The organism is Cupriavidus nantongensis, assembly GCF_001598055.1.
In the GTDB taxonomy this organism is placed as follows: domain Bacteria; phylum Pseudomonadota; class Gammaproteobacteria; order Burkholderiales; family Burkholderiaceae; genus Cupriavidus; species Cupriavidus nantongensis.
The window spans coordinates 2,127,493-2,148,169 of sequence record NZ_CP014844.1 but is presented as its reverse complement, the minus strand read 5'-3'; the positions used below and the strand labels follow the sequence as shown (position 1 = coordinate 2,148,169).

Annotated in this window: 16 protein-coding genes; all 16 read right to left on the bottom strand. The window is 58.9% G+C overall.

Annotation, left to right across the window (positions count from 1 at the left end; translation table 11 throughout):
* Positions 1-78: 78 nt before the first annotated feature.
* The 16 genes from A2G96_RS10080 to A2G96_RS10005 all read right to left on the bottom strand — a co-directional run bounded on the left by A2G96_RS10080 (position 79) and on the right by A2G96_RS10005 (position 20,640).
* Complete coding sequence (locus A2G96_RS10080; protein WP_062798903.1) at positions 79-1,254, bottom strand: tyrosine-type recombinase/integrase; 1,176 nt, start codon at positions 1,252-1,254, stop codon at positions 79-81.
* Positions 1,255-1,788: 534 nt separating this feature from the next.
* Complete coding sequence (locus A2G96_RS10070; protein WP_150124109.1) at positions 1,789-2,520, bottom strand: KfrB domain-containing protein; 732 nt, start codon at positions 2,518-2,520, stop codon at positions 1,789-1,791.
* 201 nt (positions 2,521-2,721) lie between these two features.
* The gene (locus A2G96_RS10065; RefSeq protein ID WP_062798898.1) at positions 2,722-4,407 is read right to left on the bottom strand and encodes a DNA cytosine methyltransferase; all 1,686 of its coding nucleotides are present in this window, start codon (positions 4,405-4,407) and stop codon (positions 2,722-2,724) included.
* A gap of 51 nt (positions 4,408-4,458) precedes the next feature.
* Entirely contained in the window at positions 4,459-5,688 is a 1,230-nt protein-coding gene (locus A2G96_RS33195; RefSeq protein ID WP_150124108.1) for a KfrB domain-containing protein, read from the bottom strand.
* 11 nt (positions 5,689-5,699) lie between these two features.
* Entirely contained in the window at positions 5,700-8,846 is a 3,147-nt protein-coding gene (locus A2G96_RS10060; RefSeq protein ID WP_150124107.1) for an LPD1 domain-containing protein, read from the bottom strand.
* 4 nt (positions 8,847-8,850) lie between these two features.
* On the bottom strand, positions 8,851-9,798 hold the full coding sequence (locus A2G96_RS10055) for a KfrB domain-containing protein (RefSeq protein WP_062798894.1): 948 nt from the start codon (positions 9,796-9,798) through the stop codon (positions 8,851-8,853).
* Between the two features lie 21 nt (positions 9,799-9,819).
* Entirely contained in the window at positions 9,820-10,407 is a 588-nt protein-coding gene (locus tag A2G96_RS10050) for a hypothetical protein (RefSeq protein WP_062798892.1), read from the bottom strand.
* A gap of 118 nt (positions 10,408-10,525) precedes the next feature.
* Positions 10,526-11,521: a hypothetical protein gene (locus A2G96_RS10045; RefSeq protein WP_150124106.1), complete on the bottom strand. Its 996-nt coding sequence runs from the start codon at positions 11,519-11,521 to the stop codon at positions 10,526-10,528.
* Between the two features lie 256 nt (positions 11,522-11,777).
* Positions 11,778-12,050 (bottom strand): hypothetical protein, encoded by a 273-nt coding sequence (locus A2G96_RS10040; RefSeq protein WP_062798887.1) that lies wholly within the window; start codon positions 12,048-12,050, stop codon positions 11,778-11,780.
* A gap of 22 nt (positions 12,051-12,072) precedes the next feature.
* Complete coding sequence (locus tag A2G96_RS34030) at positions 12,073-12,792, bottom strand: hypothetical protein (RefSeq protein ID WP_062798885.1); 720 nt, start codon at positions 12,790-12,792, stop codon at positions 12,073-12,075.
* Positions 12,793-12,858: 66 nt separating this feature from the next.
* Positions 12,859-15,492, bottom strand: coding sequence for a DUF5710 domain-containing protein (locus tag A2G96_RS10030; RefSeq protein ID WP_062798883.1), 2,634 nt, complete (start codon positions 15,490-15,492; stop codon positions 12,859-12,861).
* Positions 15,492-15,812, bottom strand: coding sequence for a hypothetical protein (locus A2G96_RS10025; RefSeq protein WP_062798881.1), 321 nt, complete (start codon positions 15,810-15,812; stop codon positions 15,492-15,494). Before A2G96_RS10025 ends, A2G96_RS10030 begins: the two co-directional genes overlap by 1 nt.
* 122 nt (positions 15,813-15,934) lie before the next feature.
* Complete coding sequence (locus tag A2G96_RS10020) at positions 15,935-17,623, bottom strand: LPD7 domain-containing protein (protein ID WP_082818905.1); 1,689 nt, start codon at positions 17,621-17,623, stop codon at positions 15,935-15,937.
* 39 nt (positions 17,624-17,662) lie between these two features.
* Positions 17,663-18,493: a KfrB domain-containing protein gene (locus A2G96_RS10015; protein ID WP_062798876.1), complete on the bottom strand. Its 831-nt coding sequence runs from the start codon at positions 18,491-18,493 to the stop codon at positions 17,663-17,665.
* Between the two features lie 87 nt (positions 18,494-18,580).
* A complete protein-coding gene (locus A2G96_RS10010) occupies positions 18,581-19,642 on the bottom strand; it encodes a KfrB domain-containing protein (RefSeq protein ID WP_062798874.1) in 1,062 nt (353 codons plus the stop codon).
* Positions 19,639-20,640 (bottom strand): recombination-associated protein RdgC, encoded by a 1,002-nt coding sequence (locus tag A2G96_RS10005; RefSeq protein WP_082818904.1) that lies wholly within the window; start codon positions 20,638-20,640, stop codon positions 19,639-19,641. Before A2G96_RS10005 ends, A2G96_RS10010 begins: the two co-directional genes overlap by 4 nt.
* Positions 20,641-20,677: the final 37 nt, after the last annotated feature.

Here is a 20,677-nt window from a genome sequence, read left to right as displayed (position 1 = left end):
GACTTCCGTGTGAAGCGGCTTTTCTCGATAGCTGGGTCTGGCCGCGAAGTCCCCGCTGCAATGGCGTAGTTCTTCGCTCTAGGCACGTCGCAATCCTTCTTCGTCTTGATCGCTCGCGATGCCGAAGAGCTCGTCGAACTCGTGCTCGAGCGCGAGCACAAGACTACTTGCCAACTGGTTGACTTGGCGTAGGTAGATCATTGTTGTGTCGACGCTGCTGTGGCCGAGCCGGTCGCGCACGTACAACAAGGGTTCTCCGTGGAAATTCTGTTCCTTTCGAAGGCGCGCAAGGGTATGGACTGCATAGCTGTGGCGAAGCATGTGTGCGCGCACTCGAAACCCGACCTGTGCAGAGAGTCCTTTGAATGCCTCAGTTATGGCCGACCTGGTGTACGGCTTGCCATAGACGTTTAGCACCAGACACTCGACACGAGCGTCACCATTCGCAGAAAGCCTGTTTCGCTCGAACAGCGTGTACGAATACATGTTCTCCATGAGCGAGTAGGGGATATCCACGTCCCGGGGCTTGTTGAACTTGAGCCACATATCTCGCGGATCGAGCCTCACACGGATCATCTGGCTCGGCAGGCAGTCCGCGCGTGCTGCCGGATTGAAAACGTATTTGAGCGGGAAGGTTCGTGCCTCGCATGAGCGGAGGCCGACTCGGGCGGCCAAGTCGAAAAGCAGCATGGTGCTTGCATTCGCACGCGCGCAGCGGCACACCCTCAGTTGCTCCTTCGAGAGGAACTCTGGTAGCAGAGAGGGCTCCCTGATTAGAAGATCAGGACGACTGACGGTACTTGCATCGCTTCGCGCATGCGTCAGAAGGTCATTATGCGTGACCCGCCGAGTCGCCAAGTAGCCAAATGGCACCCCGTCGATGAGTCCATTTCTACCTGCCCATTCGTAGAACTCACAAACGATCCGGAGACGACCGTTCACCGTCTTCGGGCTAAGTTTCAGTTCAACGAGAGACCAGTTGCGGTATCTGGCCAGCGGGCTCTTGCCTGGCTCTCTGCACGGTTCGTCCCAGTCTAAACCGTTGGCGCCTAGAAACGAGAAGAAGTCCCATAGCCGGCGACCGTAGTCTTCCCATGTTAGTAAGCTTAGATGCTTTCCTTGCCCCAGAAGCTTCCACACAATAAAGTCTTGAACCGGCTGCAGCGGACGCATGTCATCGCCGACGATGATCGGAAGCCCTGGCCGCGGATAGCCTGCATATGTGAAGCTGGGAGTGCTGAACAGAAGTCGCATGGGTGCCGTCAGGGGGGCCGCCAAAGCTTCACGGCCCTTTTATTTAAGGCTAGGACTGTCAGTTCGGTAGTCGTGGGAGGTCGTCGCGCGCATCGATCCACCGCCGTCGAGAGAATTCCGGGTTGTCTGCAGCAGCTATCCCCAAGCTCTCTCCGATATTTTCCGCCTGAGGCCTGACGATATCAGAGAGAAGTAAACTCACAAACTACACCCAACAGAACACACCTCACCGTCAATGATGTGGTGGCCAGCAGGAAGGGCAGAGAGGGCGTGAACAAGCTCCGGAAACCAGCGCGTCGCATCCGCGCCGCCCCGCGTTTTCAGGGCGTCACGCGTGGCGAGCATGCGGTACCCGTCGAACTTCGGCTCGAAGGACCAAACACCGGTACGCGGCAGCACCTTGCTGCGCTCGGCCAACATGGGGAAAACGTCTGCGAGCGATATCGTCGTGGTTTGCCTGCGGACCATGGCAGTAACGAATGCGCGTTCTGATTCGAGGAGCGTACCAAAAACTTCGCCCAAAGACTCAGCGCATCACCGCTCAACTCCGCGAGCCGGGCCCAGCGTGCTGACACGCCCGAGGCCATCCTTGTAGCTGATCTGAACTATCTTGCCCACTTCGACCGTCTCGGAGAGTGCGACGAGGCTGTGCCTCACAACTTCCCCTTGTCGATTGATGCGCTGCAAAGCAACCGGACCATCGATCTTCAGGACGGGGCCAACATACGAGCCCTCGCAGAATTGATCGTTGTCTCGGACTGGGAAGATTTGTTGATGCCGTTCGCCCCGGTGCAGTCCATCCGCTACCAGTGCTGCAATGTCCACCAGGTCCTGCAGTGACATCGGGCGCTTCCGGTTCTCACACACTTCGGCGAAGGCTAGCTGTCCAGCCGGCGCGCGGCGGTACCAGTCAGGCGAAATCAACTCGCAGGCGGAGGCAAACACCTCTTCAGCCTGTCTCCCGACAGGCTCATGCGGATACTCGCGCTCCGCGTCGCGCCACAGATCAATTAAGCCTGGCTGCTCTCGGGCCTCTGCGATCCCGGCGAGTAGGGCTCGCTTGTCAATTGCCGAGAAAGTATTGATTCCAAGGTGTCCGAGGAGTTCGTGGCGCAGCGTTCGTTCAACGTCTTGCGTACCACGAATGTTGGAAACTGCGAGGGCGACTCGACGTCTTGCAGGAAAGTAGGCTCCTGCAATGGTGCCGGCGCGTTCTTTTGTGGCTTCTGGGATTCCAAGGGCATCCTCCTGCTTGTCTCTGATCACGTACCCAATTGTGAGCGCAATTGGGTACCTTTGGCAAAAGTCGATGACCGCTCTCTTGCACTCATCGACCGAAAGAGCCGCTTGCTGCGTACCCATTTCTGCGAGCTTGGTGAAGGACCGATTTCAGCGGTTTAGGTCAGCGTTTGGCCGTACTCTGGCCTCGCTCGATGCCCAGGCCATGTCGGATAGCTCCGCGAACCACTACAAGCCCAACGCCATTTGCACGGGCTTCACCTGCGCCTCGACAACCGCTCGGCCTTCCCGGCATACCACGCGGACGTTTTCACCCAGCTTGGGCGCTCGATCCAGCGCGTCACGCTCAAGCACAATGCCGGACTGCCTCCCAACATCCATGATGAACACGTCGCGATCAGCCGCGACGATCCGACCGTAATAGGTGCTGGCCTGCATGTTGGGCTTCTTCAGCTCTGCAACCACCTCCGCAGCGAGCGCGGCAATCCGCACCTCGGCTGAGAGTGGCGCGTCATCATCGTTGACGATCACGGCCGATCTCCGTGCTGGCCGACGGCCGGGAACCACTGATTCGAGCGACTCGCCCAGGTGCTTCCCAACGCCGACAAAAGGCGGGTACACAACGCCTTGGCCGAGGATCTCGTGGGCCACCGTAGCGGACACACCGTCCACGAGATGCTCCGGCACACCTTTAATTCTGGCGTGCTCACTCGGAAGGAATTGCCTGAGTAAATTGGGGTCGCTCGGGTGGCGCAATTTCGGATCGGTGCTTCGGACCTTAGCGTACCCCTTCGTGATTGTGCCGACATGCTCGCTATCGGGATCGAAGATCTGCATCGCAAAGTTCTTGCCATTCTCACGATCGCGAATCTCCTTTGCTCGGAGCCCGGCCATGGCCGACCACGATGGATGATCCTCCGGAACGTTCTCAAGTACGTCCCCAAGTTTCTGCTGGCTACGGCCAGGCGGCTGAAGTTGATCAAAGTCGAATTCGATGCCTTCGCTCACTGCGACCATGCACCAACGAGTGCGATCCTCCAGGGCGCCCCATTCGCTGCCTCGGAGCAAGCGCTCATGGCACACGTACCCCATGTCACGCAATTGGTTGCGCAGAATATTGGCGCTCGCGCTGGTGGCGTAGGTGGGCACTTGCTCAAAGACAACGGCTGCCGGATTCGCTTTGCTCAAGATAATCAACGCGCCGACAACCAGGTGGCCGACATCGGGATGCGCTTCGCCGTTGGACAATCCCCGCTTGGCCTTCCCAGCACGCGATTCGCCGCTGCAGGGCAGTCCCATTTCGAGGATCTCGACCTTGGGAATGTTGGCAACACCGCGCTCATCAAAGGCAAGCTCCTGCAGGGGCGCGGAGAAGGGCACGGTGTTCTCGTCCCATGCGTCGTTATGGGCCGCCGCATGCTCTAGTAGCTCCTCGCGAATCTCGTTCGCGAAGGCCAATCTGTTTTCGACACCGGATGCCTTCAGGCCCGAATGGATTGCATGGGACAAGATTCCGCCACCGTGCGAAAGGCTCCCCACGGCCAACGGATCACCAGCCTCTAGCTTCTCCCGTAGCCGGCCGAAGCGCTCCTGCTTCTTCAGTTCGGATGCCAGAGGCAACAGGTAGATTTTCCCCTGCTGGACCGCGACCCGAATCGAACTCATGCCATCGAACAACGCGAGCAACTCGCGTGAATTCAAGTCGATGACCGGATTGGTCTTCTCGCCATCTTTTTTGCTGGATACGACGCGGCTTCCGTCAGGATTCGCCTGCAGCACAACTGTGCGTCCCTGGACGACAACGTCATAGCGCTGGCCAGGTTCAAAGCCGGCACGCTCCGTCTGACGATCCAGCCAAACTCTGGGTGCCCCACGGTTTTGCCCGATTCTCTTGATGTAGTAGCCGTCGATCATGGCTGCCTCTTCTTCTGGTTCTCAAATGTTCCAATTTCCGGTGCGCTGCATTCAGCGATCAACGCCACGCGCTTGACCACGGTCTTGCTCCCGCACGACGCCTTTGCCATCCTTGTAGGCAATTTCAGTGATCTCGCCCACCGTGACCGGCCCGGACAGATCCGCTATCCGGTGCGTGACAGTTTCGCCAGCGCGCCCCACCTTTTGGGTGACCATTCCATCCGCGATTCCCAAAACTCTTCCGATGAACAGACCGTGTGGTTTGGTCGGGATCGCCATTGAAGGCGACGTAAGTGCCAACGGCAGCGGCGGTGGTGTCATCGGCAGTGGAGGCGGCGCCAACGGCAGTGGAGGCGGTGCCATCGGCAGCGGCGCTCGCGGAAGAAGCTCATCCACTCCTTCCAAATGCGTCCGCCAATTTTCATTGATAGTCGAGGCCCTCTCTTCGAGTTGCGAAAGTGAAGAGAGGCGCCATTCGTAGTATGCGCCGCTGCGACTCCTCTCGTCCGGAGTCATTCCGTCGAGAATGACATTAAGCGTCTCACGTTGCCCATGTATGCGCGCAGTGATCAAGCCGTACATCGGTACTTCAGCGCCGTCTCCTAGCGTGTACAGGCGGTCGGTCTCGAATCTTTTAACCATAGCGCCAAGTCGCGCACCGGCCTCTATCGCATCGTCGACGCTGCTGCTATGCGGCCCGATATGGATGTCCTCGGCGCGAGATCCATAGACTCTGTCGGCAGTGTCTGTCGCCCACCGGCCTATTCCCTCGGTGTTCTGCCACGACCACATCCCCGCGATGCGTGGTTCGATCCCAGAGGAGCTAAGTACCTGGCTGATCGCGGCATTGCGTTCGGCAATCCCACCTTCGTAATGAATGACCTTTGTACCATCTGGGACCGCCGTACCTACCGGGGCGATGATGGTCGCATTCTTCCCAACGTCCAGCCCTCGATCCAGACTCCCATCCAATCGTGGTGAGGCATCCATCCGGTACCAAGTATCAACCTCTCCCAAGCCTGCAGGCACAGGTAGTTCTCTCGGATCCGCGATGATTACGATCTTTCCAATCAGACTCCCGTCAGTTGTTTCGTTGAAGCGTCCATACGGGTGATCTGCGACTGCACAATTGACAGACCAGTGCAGCGTATTTCGGTACTCGGCGAACTCTGAATCTCGTTCGTATTTAAGCCGCAAACCGCGCTCCGTGACGTGAGCGCCGTGCAAATCATCCTGGACCCGAACGAGCAGGAATGGAGGTGTATTCGTGCCTTCTGCCATATCGCGCTGCCTTAGCGGTCTACACTGCGCACGTGATGCTGTTCCGGCTCTCGGACCAGACCTTTGCCGTCTTTGTAAGCAATCTCGGCGATTTCTCCCACCTCAATTGGCCCGGACAAGTCCGCCATCGAGTGCAGCACGGTTTCACCAGCGCGTCCGACCTTCTGCGTCACAACCCCATCCGCTACGCCGAGGATCTTGCCGACGAAGAGCCCGCTAAGCATGCCCACGACCTTTTCCTGCAGCGACTGCTCGCGACGGCCGGCGCGAAGCAATGGGCCGTCCTTTGCCAACTCGGCGCTCTTGTGCAGAATGCCCTGCAGCTCGACATTGGTGAAGGGCACTGAGATGCCGTGATCGCGCAGCCAGCCGGTCACGCCGGCAAACACTCCCTTCATGAACCCGTACTGGACACGAACGTTGCCCTGTTCATCCAAACACTGCTCCCCTGCCCTTGCCACAATTTCCTTGGTTTGGATATCCGGAGGAAGGACGCCGTAGCGTGACCTCACGTTCTCGGCAATTGCACATACCGTCTCGTCGCCCTTCGCGATAAGTGACTGGACGCCGTGGTGGAGTTTGGCAAAGCCATAGTTGCCCAGCATTTCCTCTAGGCTATGGTGCATGATGCATTCGTGCGCCATCACCTTTTGCAACTGCCGCATGTCGCCGATGTTTCCCGCCACCACGTAGACCTTGCCGTCGTGGTACGCGCCATCAGCATTGGAAGGCGCCTCAAATGGAAGATCGGTGGGCTTACCAACGACCAGCACCGGCGGCATGCCTTTCCACTCTCCGCGCAGACGCTCGATCTCCGCGTGGATCTCGGGTAGTGGTAGCGCCGACCCCCGCCCCGGTCCGGCCGAAAACAATGCCGGTCCCAACTCCGACTCGCGCACGACAAACTCACCGATGAGGCCATCGAAGGCCGAGTGAATGGCATCTCGTTCTGTTCCAACTGGCACGGTTTCGGTTTCTCGTACACCGAAGGAGAGGTAGCTATTCTTGGCTTGCTTTGCCTCCAACTTATCCGCGACGAACGAGTCAAAGGCACGGGCGAACAACTCGCACTTCGTGGACCAGTAGACCTTTCCGCCCTTGTCCTTATCCAGCTTCGCCGCATTCAGCGCATAGTCGGTGCTGACCCGTCGGCGCTCCGGAACCACGTCCGCGTCGGCAGCCATCGCCTGCTGGTGTGCGGACTTGTCACGTCGAAAAGCGAGCGAGTCCAGATTGCTTTGCAGACCTTTGAGTTGCTCAATCGAGTAGACGCGGCCATGTTTGGCCTTGTAGAGATCCCGCATCTCGACCACCACCGGATGCAGGAGAGTGCTTCGACCAACCGCGACCATCTCCCCGCCGAAGTCGCCTTTGCGCACGCGCTCAGCCAGCACGGCGAACTCAGCTTCTTGCTCCTTGAAGTCGCGGCCGATCGAGGCAAGCCATCCGTTCACATTCTTTTCCAGACGCTGCTGATAGGCCGCATCAACGGCTTGAGCCTCTTCCACGGTCTGCAGGCGCTTGGTCATGGTTTGCACCAGCCCCTTGAACGCGCCGACAATTTCCGGGCGCACTTCGCCAAAACGCGGTGAGGAGACTGGCACGTACTTTCCCGCGACCAGTTCATGCCGGGTCTTCGTTTCGCCCAACAGAGCATGCTCGCTGAGATAGGGCTCTTCAGCCGTATCGAGCCCCGCCTGGCGGGCAAAGTAGTGATCGACCGCGTGGGCCCACTCGTGTGCGAGGGCGCCGGCACCAGTGGTCCGGGTCAGGTTGATTTCGTTCACACCTGGCACGAAGTGCGCAGCATTCCTGCCTCCGTGGCCTTGCGCGCCGATGGCCAACCCGAGCATGCCGCCCAACGACAACACCTTCGGTGGCACGTCCAGGATGTCGGCTAGATCGTGAAAGGCGTCATAGGCATGGTTCAGGTGCATCTGAGCTTCGGCACGCGCGGCGGGCGTTTTCATCCAATTGCCGAAGTTCACACCGCGCAGCCCGAACTCTTCCATTAGCCGCTCGCTGCTAATGTCCTCGCCTTCCATGCGCCGACTGACGCCAACGCGCTCAGCGTCGATGACGTTGTAACCCTTCTCGATGAGTTGACGTTCCGTGTCTTTGCCGCCGCGAGAACGTTCCTTTGCCGCCTCAACCGCCAACTCCCGCGAGTCGAAGGAATCGAGAAAGCCACGCTTGCCAACCAGTACGAAAGGCTTGATGGCCGCTGCGGCGGCCTGTGCGGCTTCCTCAGTATTGAATGTGTCGATGTAATAGCGGTCGACCGAGAGCGAATACTTCTTACTGAATCTGAACTCATTGGGGTCAACGCTTACCCTCGGCCGCTCAAGAACCTTGTATCCCTGAACCTCCCAGGATTCTCGCTTGTTCGGCCAACCGGCATCAATGGCCTTGCCCGCGCGCTTGATCTCTTCGTAGCCAGGCTGCAGGGCGCCGAGGAGCTTGTTCCCCCCAACGATTCGCAGCTCATCGCGATGGGCACGCCATCCGTCCGGATAGACATATTCCAGCAGAGACGTCGCCGGCCCGAGTTCAGACAGCGCGACCTGTTTCCCCAGCATGGCGCCCGCCACACGGATATTCGAGTTGGCCCAGGCTTTGAGCGCCTTCGTGTCCTGCGTCCACTTCATCAGGCCTTGCTCGATGCGCTGCATTCCGCCGATGTAGGTCTGCAGGTGTGCATCCGTAGTCTTCGTGCTGGCGCTGACCGCAGGCTTGGCGGCGACGCTGTCATAGACTTGCTTGACGATATGCGCAACCATCGGCTGCATGCCTGCATCGATGAGTTGCTGGTAGTCCGGCTTGAGCCAGACATTGCCCTTTACCGTTTCTTTGACCTTCAGAGTGTCATTCAGCCCTTCAAGATCCGACCAAGTGGTAGCCACCTTGCCACGATTGCGCCGATTGGCTACCAACTCCTCGCCAGCGTCGGCAATGCCCCCGACTACGACCGGCGCCGTCTCCACAGCGGCGGCAACGGCAGGGCCTCCCTTAGAGGCGACCGCAGCCTGTTGGGGTTGCGCAGGCTCTTCCACGACTGCTGTCGCCTGCTCGACAGGTTGCGCATTCTGCAGCGTCGTTTCGCTGAACAGATCCATTTGCAGCGAAGTCGCTGCGAGGCTGCCGTTGTCCCTGGACATGGTCTCAGCGTCCCAGATCGCTACCAACGCTGCGCGACATGTCCTTCGCTGGGGTATTCAGCATTTGGCCGGATCGGTAGGAAACCATCATTTCCGCGCCAAGCTTGGGTTCAACGGCGAAGTCCTTCAGATTGTGAATCGTGGCTTGACCTCGGCCGATAGACTGGATGACAACACCTCGGTCTTTATCGATTCCAAGGATCTTCCCGTAAGTGGAATCGTTCCCACGGGTCTTACCAAGGCAAGCATGGACTTTATCGTCAGTGACAACGATTCCGTGTTTATCCCAAATCTCCGACGCCACCCTTTCAACCAGACCTTGCTTGCCCAGTCTGGAATCCTCGGCGTCGCCAAACAGATCCTCCATTTCGTACTCAAACGCTGCATCGTATGTCTTTGCGGGAAGATTGTGTTTGGCTTCCAGCTTGCCCTGCTGCTTGAAGCTGTCGACCAGGAGATTCCGTGCCCCTTTGATCCAGTCACCGAGTCCAAGATTTGCTTTCCCTAGGGATTGCAACTGCTCCTTATCCCCCTGTTGGAGCGCATCGGCAAAAGCGAATCCCTTATCCATGTTTACTCGCATCAGCTTGCTGGCCGCCACCACTGCGAGGCCTGCCACCGACGCACCCAATGTCGCCACTGTTACAGCAGGAAGTACAGCAGTTCCGACTGCTACCGTGCCAAGCCCAGCCATCGCCGTAGAAGCCGACGCCAACAGACCAGAAGCGCCCAAAGCAGCGGCCTGATTTGCCATGGCTACGCCGGCCATTCCGAGGAAGGATCCGCCGCTTACCAAAATCCCGCCAGTTTGGATCCTCTGCTGCGCCGCTCGACCACTGAACTTGTCCACCAGATCCAGGTTCCCACGACCTTTCGTATGCAGCAGGGCCATCTTATTGGCCTCGCTCACTCGTTCAGCTTCAGCACGCAGGCGTTCGAACATCCCCGACATCGCACCCTCCTTGTTCATTGATTAATGATGCATCTCGCTCTTTACCGAGGCGACAAAGCGGCAGCTATCTTCGAAGAAGCGTGCCAATTCGCTGGGCGCCATATCAGAGGCGCCCGCAGGATCGGCAAAAGCCGCGTCAAGGTTTCGGGCAGTCACCTCCAACATGCCAATCACGTAGTGCGCATCCGTCTTCTTGTCCGTCGGCAGTGCTTCTGCCTCAACAGAGAGTTCGACAATATCCGCTTGTATGCCGCTCAAGAGATTCGTCAGGAATTCTCTGAAAGACAGATCCGAATCCTTGACGAAGTCCGGCCGCAATTGATCTGCGTTCACATAGTTAGCCGGGCGGTTGAGCGCATAGGAGATATCGGTATTCGCATCGACCACGGGAGCTTCGAGGTTCTCACGGATCAACCTGATGAAGTTCGCGATCCCTGCCTTGGCCGGCAAGTCCAGCAAAACACCATGCTGCAAGACGCGACCATACAGCCCGCCTTGGGCAAACATGTATGCCAGGTGTTGGCAATCTGATTGCGAAAACGCACCGTTCTCAAAGGACGATTTGATCGCCTGCACATACAATGAGATTTCTTGCTGGTCGATTTTCATGGGTACAAATTTATTCATTAATGCGGATGCGAGAGATGTGCGCAGATCAGACTGGCCAATTTCCTCAGCGATGGCGCCAGCGAGTCGCACCTCTCACTGGGGCCTGTAGCGTTTGCACTTACCGCGCGTTGCTTTCGATGCCAGCGGATTTCGAACTTACGCTCAACGTTCCCAATTTGAATCCGAGCCGTAGCGCCTCGCCAATGCGCGGCCGAACCCCCGGTATTTGCGCAAATGGCAGCTCGATCGCTTCATCGCGCTTGATCTTGATCAGGCTCGCCCGGTGGTCCTGAGCGACCACCGTCCCAAAATACTGACCACGCTCGCGATCCGGTTCCTTGATTTGCAGCCCCATCTCTTGTGCTTGTTCGCCAATAGTCGGCGCATCGGGATCGAGACCGTTGGCTGCTAGCAGGTTTGCTACGCCATGCAGACCGTATTCCTGTGCATGGCGCGCAATACTCCCGCTGGTCAGTCCACTTACGACAATCTCGGCCGCGTCCCGTGAAACGCTGCCGTGCAGCAGTCGCTGCACGCTGTCCGGCACCCACTCACTTAGTCCCGTCACTTTCACGCCCGAAGCCCAGGCAAGCAGGCCAGCACGCGTTGTTTGCGTAGCAACTTCAATGGCCGCCTGTCGGTGGAGTTCGACCACGTCGGCCATCGGCACCGGCACCGCGTATTTGCCGGGCAACCCATCGAACCCGAACCCAAGGACGCCCTTCTGCAGCGCCTGCGCTGCAACCATCTGCAGCGAGGCGCGCTGTGGGAGCGGCTGATCTCCGAGCGTCGCGACTCGCACCATCGGCGCTTTCAGAACGGATTGAATCAGTTCCGCTGCACGATGCTCACCGGCAAAGTCTGTCCCGGCCGCAACACGTGTACGAGCGCTTTCTTGCACCACCCGGCCATTCGTCTCGCGTTGGATTCCGGTTCCTGCCTTGCGCACTCCAGAGCCATCGACGCCCTTCGTCAATGCCGCCTGTAGATCGCCCTTGACGCTTTCAAACACCGCTGCACGTCCGCGTTCCACCAGCTTCTCATCGACTTTGAAGTTGGTCTCGCGCAGAACGTGGGCCATGGATTGGGCATCCATCGACTTCAGCAAATCCATCACCCCTCGGGGCGACTGCCGCTGCAAGGCGCCACGCAGCGCGTGAGAGCCCGCAGAGCCCCATACCCCATCCTTACCGACGGTTGGGCTCATGTAGCTGGGGCGACTGCCCAAATGCCGTGCCTCACTCATCTCCATAGGACCCTCATCGACGCTCACAATTAACACTTAATTAACAGTTTCATTATTGCACGCACGCGCGTAGAACGCCAGGCCGAAGCACCAGACGCATGAGATTTGTTGCCCTCCCTTGGTATCAATGAGACATGGAGGGATCCACGAACACCTGCAGCGCGCCGGCCGACCCAGCAAGAGCGACCTTGATTTGCCGCGCTGTTTCCTCCAAGGCGGCCAGGTTCACCATGCCAATCACGAGGAAGCCCGGAAACGACCTATCCAAGAACTCGTGCAGCGCGGGCTCGTTCGCGGCGCATACGATTCGCTGGATAAGCTCGCCACGCGGCTCTCGGCCCGACGCCGTTCCCTCGGAAAGCCGGCCCGTTACCAAAAAAACGTTCTCTTTGCGCATACGTCATCAGGCTCCGGATTTTTCAAGCGCTCTCACAGGGGCCATCGAAGAACGACGGACCCTTCGATGCCAGATCCACCTTGAAGCTGTAACCGAAGTCGTCGTCATGCTCCGTCCCCGCCATGTCGCCCGCTTGCAGTCTGGTGGCCACCGTTTGAAGCTGATCGACCAAGCTCGCCCTGTCGCTGTGCCGAGTTCCCTGCAGAAAGATTGAGATCTGCTGTAACGGATAGGCGTGAGCCTGCCACTTCTCGTCGGGCTCGACGACAGTCGGTTCGCGAGATATTGCCTTACTGGCAAAGCGATGCGCCGCGCCACTGTTCGCCTGGGTATGCGCCGGCGTAGTGAGCATGTGTTCTGATGCGTGCCACTGCCGGAATGCGGCATTGAATTCATCCCACCGCCCCCCCTTCACGACCTCCTGCAGATGCCGGTACTCCCCCTGAGCACGCGGCTCATACCCCTCCAGTAGCTCAAATAGCTTGTCCCAGAATGCTCGATGACTAGTCCTCCGCATACCGACCATGCCCACGGCAATCACGAACAATGGCAGTGCAATAACGACGATGCCCTTAACCCCGCAGGCAAACGAAAGAAACATGATGGTGAAAGACAGCAAGGCAGTTCCACCCACCCAAATACCCCGTGGCCCTCCAAACTTCTCTGCTAAGGAATATGCCTTGTAAATCTGCCTCAGCGCCTTCCGACGTACGCTTAACTCCATCTCGAATTTTGCTTCCATAGTCACCTCAAGTTGGCTGTTTCTTTCCACGTGAGCTTGCGAGCGAGTCGCATCGCCTATGTGTGATTACCGTTCCATCGCGCCGCTGGTGTGCTGCACGACCCGCGCAGGGCTTTGAACAACCCTTCGCACCTCTCTCTGCTGTGGGATCCCCAGCGCCGACATAACCTGTCTGGAAACTGATTGAGCGCCTTCGCTCCCAGCCAAGTCGTTCCAGTCAGTCGGCCGCCCTTGCAGGGACTTGAACTCAGGCACCAACATGACCGCTCGTGAAGTCGTCCCCTGTTCCTGTTCGCCCTCTTTCGCGGGACCGGCGAAGGCGTCTAGCGCAGCCCGACCAGCCTCTACTCCCCGGTTGCCAAACGAAAGCCGGACCGGACGCTGCCCTTCTTGGGTCACAGCCTCAATCGAGATGGATCGCACTTCCGTAGAGTCGTGCTCGCGCTCCAGGGACATGCAATAGCGTCCTTTGGGCGCTTGGTGCCACTCACCATCGGCGACAGCGTCGCCAAGCGACACCATGCGAGAGGAGTACTTGCCGCTGAGCACTTCCACCATGCTGCCGCGCTGCGAGTTCGGATTGACTCCCAGGTCCTTTGCCAAGTAGCCAAGAGCCCGCTCAACATGAAATTGATCGTTGTCCACGGCCATGATGGGCACAATGTTGTCAGGCCACTTGCGCGATGCCTCGGCCGCTACCGCTTCCAGATTGCCGGCGTCAAAGCAAACAATCACCGGCAAGCCTGTTGGCTGCCTGACCGACGCGCCCGTAGCGAAGCCCTCCACGAACAGCGCTGCCCTGGCAGCCTGGTCGGGGGAAGCGACAGCATGCGCGCACAGGGCATCAAGAGACGGCGCACCCAATACTGTCATCGTTCCCTTCTTCTGCGCTCCACGCATGAACGACTTGACAGTGCCATCCTCGTTGATGGCCTGCACCGCCCGGATCTCGCCCGCAGCGTTGCGCATCGGCACTATCAAATAGTTCTGGTCCTCACGGATCGCCGACTTGCCGTTTTCACCAATGAACTCCTCATAGCCAAGCAGGACTTTGCCGGAGACCTGAACCAGTCCCTCGGCGGCAATGCCCTTCTTGCGCACGTACCCATGGCCTGCTGCCGGCTGTCCTTGCGCCACGATTTCTGCGGCGTGCTCTGCAGCCACTGCTTGTGCCCGTTGCACGGCCCGGTCAGCCAACTCGGCTCGGCGCACGGCCTCGGCTCGCATACGCGCCCTCTGCTCGGGCGTAAGCAGAGGACCGTCGAACCTCCAAGACTGTGACTCACCCGTGTACTTGTCGTTAATCGCCCCGATCGGTGTGCCGTCGCGCCCGCCCTGAAGGTCCAGAAGATAGGCGCCTGACTTATTCGGTCCCTTCTTGCTGAAGGTGCGCACGTTATGCCATTTCCCGTCCGCTTTAATGTCATCCGGGACATCAAGGTCCATGTCCTTCATTGCCGCCCGGAAGCTGTCAATCACCTCTTGTTCGGCAGCAGTCTTACCCAGACAGTTATCGCGCGGATCCCACTCCTTGAACGTGGCCACGTCCAAGCCTTTCGGGACGAACCAAACCATTTGAGGCTTGTACCAAACAGCGCCCAACTCCTTTGCGCGGTCCTTGTCGGCGAACGGAACGGCCAATACCGCTTCGCGCTCTGCAAACATCGCTTCTACGCGAGCGCTGTGCGTTATGCCTTTAGCTGCTTGTCGGTCACTGCCGGTCTGCGCGAGTCCGGATTGACTGAGTTCCATTTTGGCCTCGTTCACGGCTTGGCCCTCCGGAAATTGCTCTGCCTGTGGCAGCGTTGTCGATACGGCCTCTTGCCGAGCAGTTTGAATATCGGTTTCCGTCCGCAACTCCAGGTGTGCGACGCGTGTTTGGATGAGGACTTGGGAAGCTACAAGCTCCGAGACGCGTACCGCATCGAAGAACGCCGACGGGTCGGCCTCGATCAGTGCGACCGTGTCGCGCACCCATTCCGCGCTCGACCATCGCGCTACATGCCGCTGCAACGCGCTCTGAGCGGCAGTGCCCGGAGCATCTTGCCAATCGACTTCTGAAAGTACCGCCGACATGGCCAGTGCTTGCGCCAAAGCTTGATCGGCTTGTCCATCTTGCCCGCCGAGTTCGCGGTACTGGGTATCCACCCAAGCCGCCAGCGCTTCGAGGATCTCCGTGCCTGGCTCGAAGTCTGCCGCCACCATCGCAGCTTCCAACGATTTGCTGGACAGCTTGGGGGCCGGCTCATACGCAGGTACGCCTTCGACGTGCACGGCATTGAACACGGCGAACCGCTTGACCTCCGGGACCGCCAATGCCGTTCCTGTGCCGTCTGTCGCGTTCACGAACTGGAGAACGACCGGCTGCGCGTTATCGCGCAAGCTCCAGCCTGAGGCCGATATCTGCTGGCTTGTGAAGAATCTCGAATCGGACCATCCACGATCCTGCATCACCTGCAGCAGCATCCACCGGTTGAAGCCCATGATCGGCCGTCGCTCACCAGCGCTGACGGTATAGGGCATTCCCATGGAGACTGTCCTGCCGCTGATGAATACGGCGTCACCGGCCTCTACACGCTCCCCAAACCGCTTGGCAATCGCCAGGCGGTGCGCATACCCTGCCGCGCGCGCGTCTTCCTTTGCCATCAACGCAGGCTGAGCATCGGCCAGCGCCGGTGAAATCTCCTGAATCCGGTCCATCACAGGCTTTCCTCACCAGCTTTCGCGCCGGCAACTTCGAGCGTAAGCAAGTAGCTATCAGCAAGGCCCAACGCCGTGAACTCGCCCACGGCTAGCGGGCGCCCGAGCTTGGCGGTCTCCACCAGGTCCTTCAGACTTTCTTCGTCGACCTTCGGCAAATCGATAGGAAGGACCGACCGCCTTTCCATGGCGAGTAGCTGCGTTCCATGAATGCGGAGCGTGTCGGCTTGCTTCAGGCCGCAACCCACAGGGACCGTCATCATGATTCCCTGCAGAGCCCCTGACGGATCTTTTGCAGCAAAAACCTCAATCGGGATCATCCTTGTGCTCAGTAGTTGATATGAAGAGCATCAAATAATGCTGAATATCATACATGACGAGTACATTGTTGGCACGCAAAGACTGCTTCGCGTGCCATTTCTTGCCCGCAGTTACCCGCAAGTCAACGCCCTACTCCCCGGTGCTCAACGGCCAGATCATGATTTTGTAGCCGGCCCTTGCCCCGCTCATAACTGACCGTGACCAGGTGACCGACCTCCACGTCGTCGCCGCTTAGAACGCTCCGGTCATGGACGACAACATTACGCGGATCGCGGCCGACTTTTTGCTCAAGGTGGTCGGCACTCAGAGCCATAACTTTGCCGACAAAGGTCCCGCTTGCCGGCGCCTGGTAGAGCGTGTCGCCCTTCGGGTTCATCTCCTGAGGCGGGGCTTCCGTCCGGTCACGAGATGGGGGATCTGCCAACAAGCTCGATAGGGCCTGCCCCACAGCGCTCTCAAGACGGTCAAGATCCTTGTTGGTCGGCTCGTAGCCCTGCACGTCCAACCCTGCGAGCCGTGCAGCGAACCATGCCTTAGCGCGAAACTCTTCCGCGCCTGTGACCTGAACCCCTTGCCAGTTCTTTGCTTCAGCCAGTTCACTCGCTGCCTGGAAGGTATCGATTTCCTTGTCCGCGAACCGGATCTTGTCACCATCGTCCACCAAGGCAATGTGTTCCTCGCCGAGGCGGCGGTACTGCCCTGCACCATCGCGAACATATCTACCACGAAGGAGCGTGTCCGGCCCATCTTGAGTACCGTCACCAAAAGCCGCGCTACCGCTACTCTCAATCCGCGAGATGTATTCGTTCAAGTCGATGGCACCGTGGCTGACAGTGCGAGGGATGCCGATGATCGCATTCTCTGGCGGCTCGACAATTTGCTCGTGCGCTTGACGGTCCCGCAATTGGCTGATCAAAAAGAACGCGCGCACGGCGTCGCGCTCCCGCGTAACGAGTTGCTGGTCGGCCATATAGGACTCCAGCTCACCTTCCTCGCAGAAACGAGTAACCGGAAGGTCAATCGTGCGCGGAACAACGGCAAAGTTCATGCCCAAACTGTCCTTGCCATCCAGGTACAAAAATTCGCCATGATCCAAAGACAATTTGTCACCCATGGCGTACTGAAAACCTTCAAGCGCCTGCAAGAGGTCTTCCTCCTTAGGAGATTCTGCCCCCAATGCGGAGCGGACTGCAGCATGCTGCCGCGTCCGCGTTTCGGACGTCCGCGCTGGCACACCGGCGACCAGTCCATAGTCGCTCGGTGTCTTTCCGAATTGATCGGCCGCCATGAGGTCCGCGCCGGCTGCGACAAGCTCCTTGGCGGCCTCACCATTGCTACGTGCAGCATAGTGAAGCGCGGTCCTTCCAAAGCGATCAACCGCACTGGTGTCAGCGCCCAACACGATGAGCTTTGCGACCAACACGCCGTCGTTGCGGTGTGCAGCATGGATAAGCGCAGATGCGCCTTGCACCAGGCCAAGCGCGCTGGAATCCCGCCTGATCGAGGCGTTCACGTCGGCACCCGCCCGCGCAAGCTGCTCAGCACACTCTGCGTTCGCCAACGCGATCAAGGGGATGTCACCGAACGCAAAGCCGTTCACGTCGGCTCCACCCGCAATCAGTTCGGCCGCGAACTCCGCGTCGTTGCGGCGTATTGCATACGCGAGCGGCGACATATTGGAACGTGTCCAATCCCGCACCGTTGGCGAGATCTTGTGCTCGGTCAGTAGCGCCTTAGCCGTGCCGAAATCGTCGGATGCAAGCGCCTCCATCAATGCTTCTTCACTACCAGTATTTTCCTTCGACATCATTCCCCCGAATCTAAGTCACATCAAAAATGGCGAGAGGGATCAACGTCCCATCCCCTGCTGCTCGACCGCCAGCTCGTGATTGCGCAACCGACCTTTTCCCATCTCATAGGTGATCGTCACCACGTTTCCAACAACCACGTCGTCACCACCCAACGCTCGCCTGTCGTGGACCACCACACCACGTGGATCTCGTCCGACCTTCTGCTCCAGGTGGGTGCCACTCAAAGCCGTGACTGTGCCCACATACGTCCCTTTGACCGCCAGTTGTTGAGCCACCGTGTTTCGCTGGTCGATTTCCTTTGCCAAGTCTGGTACCGCTTTCTCCAACGCTTCACGATAATCCGGGTTCGCCTTGGCATACTCAGCCATGTCGTTGAGCCGGTAATCCACTTCGTAGCGCGACACGAGCTTCAAGTTCGTGAGGTGGTCACACAGCGCGCTGGCATAGTCCGCTACATCGATCTGCGCTTGAATCGCTGCCTCTTCTGGCGTCCAAGTCATCGCGCGCTCTTGGCGTTCTTTACGCATGGCCTCGAATTCGCCCGCCTTGCGCCCTTCCTTCTCCGCGACCAGAGCGTCGTTTGCCGCTTTCAACGAATGAATGAGCGCCACAGTCTCCACGCCCGCGCGCTCAAACTCGGCCTTATATGCCGGGTTTTCCATGTTGTCTGTGATCGTGACGGCGGCGAAGCGCGCAAGGTTTCTGTCCTTGATCTTGCCGAAGTCCTCCACATCCAGCCGCGCCCACTCACGGGCGGCCTTTTCACCCAGCTCCTGAACGGCCGCCTTCGAACGCTCTTCTATGCGTCGTTCGGCTTCGACCTCGGCAGCGCTGATCGCCAGTTCGCCGGCTGCTTCCTTCTCACCCATGTTCCACCTCACACGTTGATAGACTTTGGTGTTACTACGGTCAGCCTCTTCGGCATGCACGCTGGTACGCCGGAATTCCGTCGTTAATCAGCGTCCCCTGCCGCGCTGTTCTACAGCGAGATCGAGATTGCTCAGTCGGCCTATTCCCATCTCGTAGCTGATCGTCACCACGTTGCCAACCGTCACGTCGTCACCGCTCAGAGTTGCCCTGTCGTGGACCACCACATCACGCGGATCTCTCCCGATTTTTTGTTCCAGACGATCGGCACTCAATGACGTGATCTTGCCCACGTAGATTCCGCTTACGTCGGCTTGACGGGTTGTGTCGGAGTCTCCAACAGATTCGTGGAGTTCGGCGGCCTTTGCCTGATTGCGTGCCGGCTTCTGTCGCATGCCACTCGACGTGAGCGGCAAATCCAGCTTGACGCCTGGATGCGCTTTCGTATCGATTCCAAGTACCTGACTCGCAAACCGCTCGATGTTGTCGAGGCGCTCGGCTTTCGCCTGCTTGTACCCTTTTGCATCGCGGTATCGGTTCACAGCCAAGAGCATGAGCGCCGTGTGGACTTCACGAATGCCACTGGCCAGCTCTTGTGCGACCCGTGGGCTACTCGTATCGACTTCGAGTTCGGATTTGAAGCCAAGCTGTGCCAGCCCAGGTCCAAGTTCGTTAAGACGCGCCAAGGCCGCGTGTTGGATCGCCTCGGGCAATTGAGTGCAACTAGGATCTACCGCCGTCAGATCCGTAGCAGATTGCAACTCCCACTTTGTCGGAATGACTTCCCCAAGCGTGCTGACGCGCGCCACTTCGACCCGCGCCTTTTCCTCGACAAAGGCGACGTGGTGCTCATCGAGGCGCCCTCCCTTGGCAGCAGCGTTGATCCCTCCAAGGATCGCGTCGTGCATCCTACGTGCCGGCGCACCCGCGTGGACGAGCCTGTCCAGTAGCGCATCAATGCGCTCAGAAAATTCCCCGCCTTTCCACGCGCCCGTATCGGCCAATAGCTTCGCTTTGTTAGCCTCGAAGCGGGCTTGACGCTCGCGGAGAATGGTCGCTTCGCGCATGCGCAACTGTTCGCGCACTTCGTCCAACTCAACGTCAAAGAGACCGAACTGGACCGTTCCAGCACTCCGGTCTACGGTCGTCATGCCGGCTCCGGCGCAGGCTGCTGCTCAACAGCGCGGTCGCGATTACGCAATCGATTCGCGACTTCGTCGCCGTCATTTCGCGCCGAGGCTTCCGCGTTAATCCCTTCCGGGGCGCGTTCACTGCCGAGCGAGTCAACCAGGTCACGGAGCAAGCCATTCAACTCGCCTGCCATCAGCAGAAAGTCGCCATCGAATGTCTCTTCAGCCGTTGCTGCTTGCGCCTTGCCTTCTTTCAACACATCCAGCGGCGCGACGCGTTTGACGATCAACCCCTCGGTCAGCACAAAGGAAACGCGATCATTCCATGTCATGGCCAGCTTGGTACAGCGCTTCCCTGCAGCGATGTGGCGACCTATGTCGTCCACGTCCAGCGGATGTCGCGCGTAGCGCACAGTTGGCTTGCTCTCTGCTGACGACTGCAGCTCGATATCCTGGTCAATCGTGAAGCCTTCAGGTGCCTCGTCACCGCTGACCCATTCCGTCATCGCGGCAACCGGCGACAGATTGACTTGCAAAGTAGTCAGATGCAAAGCGTCCACGGACTTGAAGAGCATGCCCCGGACCTCGTCGGCCTTGGCGGCGGAGGCGGCATCGATGACCAGCCAGCCGTTAATCGGGTCGATCCAGACGCGGGTGTCACTGCGGATGCTGAAGGCGCGCGGCAGCAGTTCTTCCGTGATCTGTTCCTTCAATTCCTTGAGTTGCTTGCGGCCTGGCTTGAAGCCTTGCTGCTCTTCGAGTTCGGCCGCACGGGCTTTCGTGACCTGATTGACAACGCTCGCCGGCAACAGCCTCTTCTCGGTACGCAGTGTCAGCAGCATTTGGCGCTCGACTGCATGTACAAGCTCACCGTTGTCGCGCGGAGAGGCCCAACCGGTGGTCTGCATTTCAAGGGTGGTACCTGGATGGAATGCGTGCTTCGCTAGCGCCTGCGACAACTCGGTGGCATTCAGGCTGAACGCTCCCAGCCTGTGAATTGAAAGGTTGCGGAACCACATGGCGTTGTCCTTTGATATGAGTTGGAGCCGCACACGG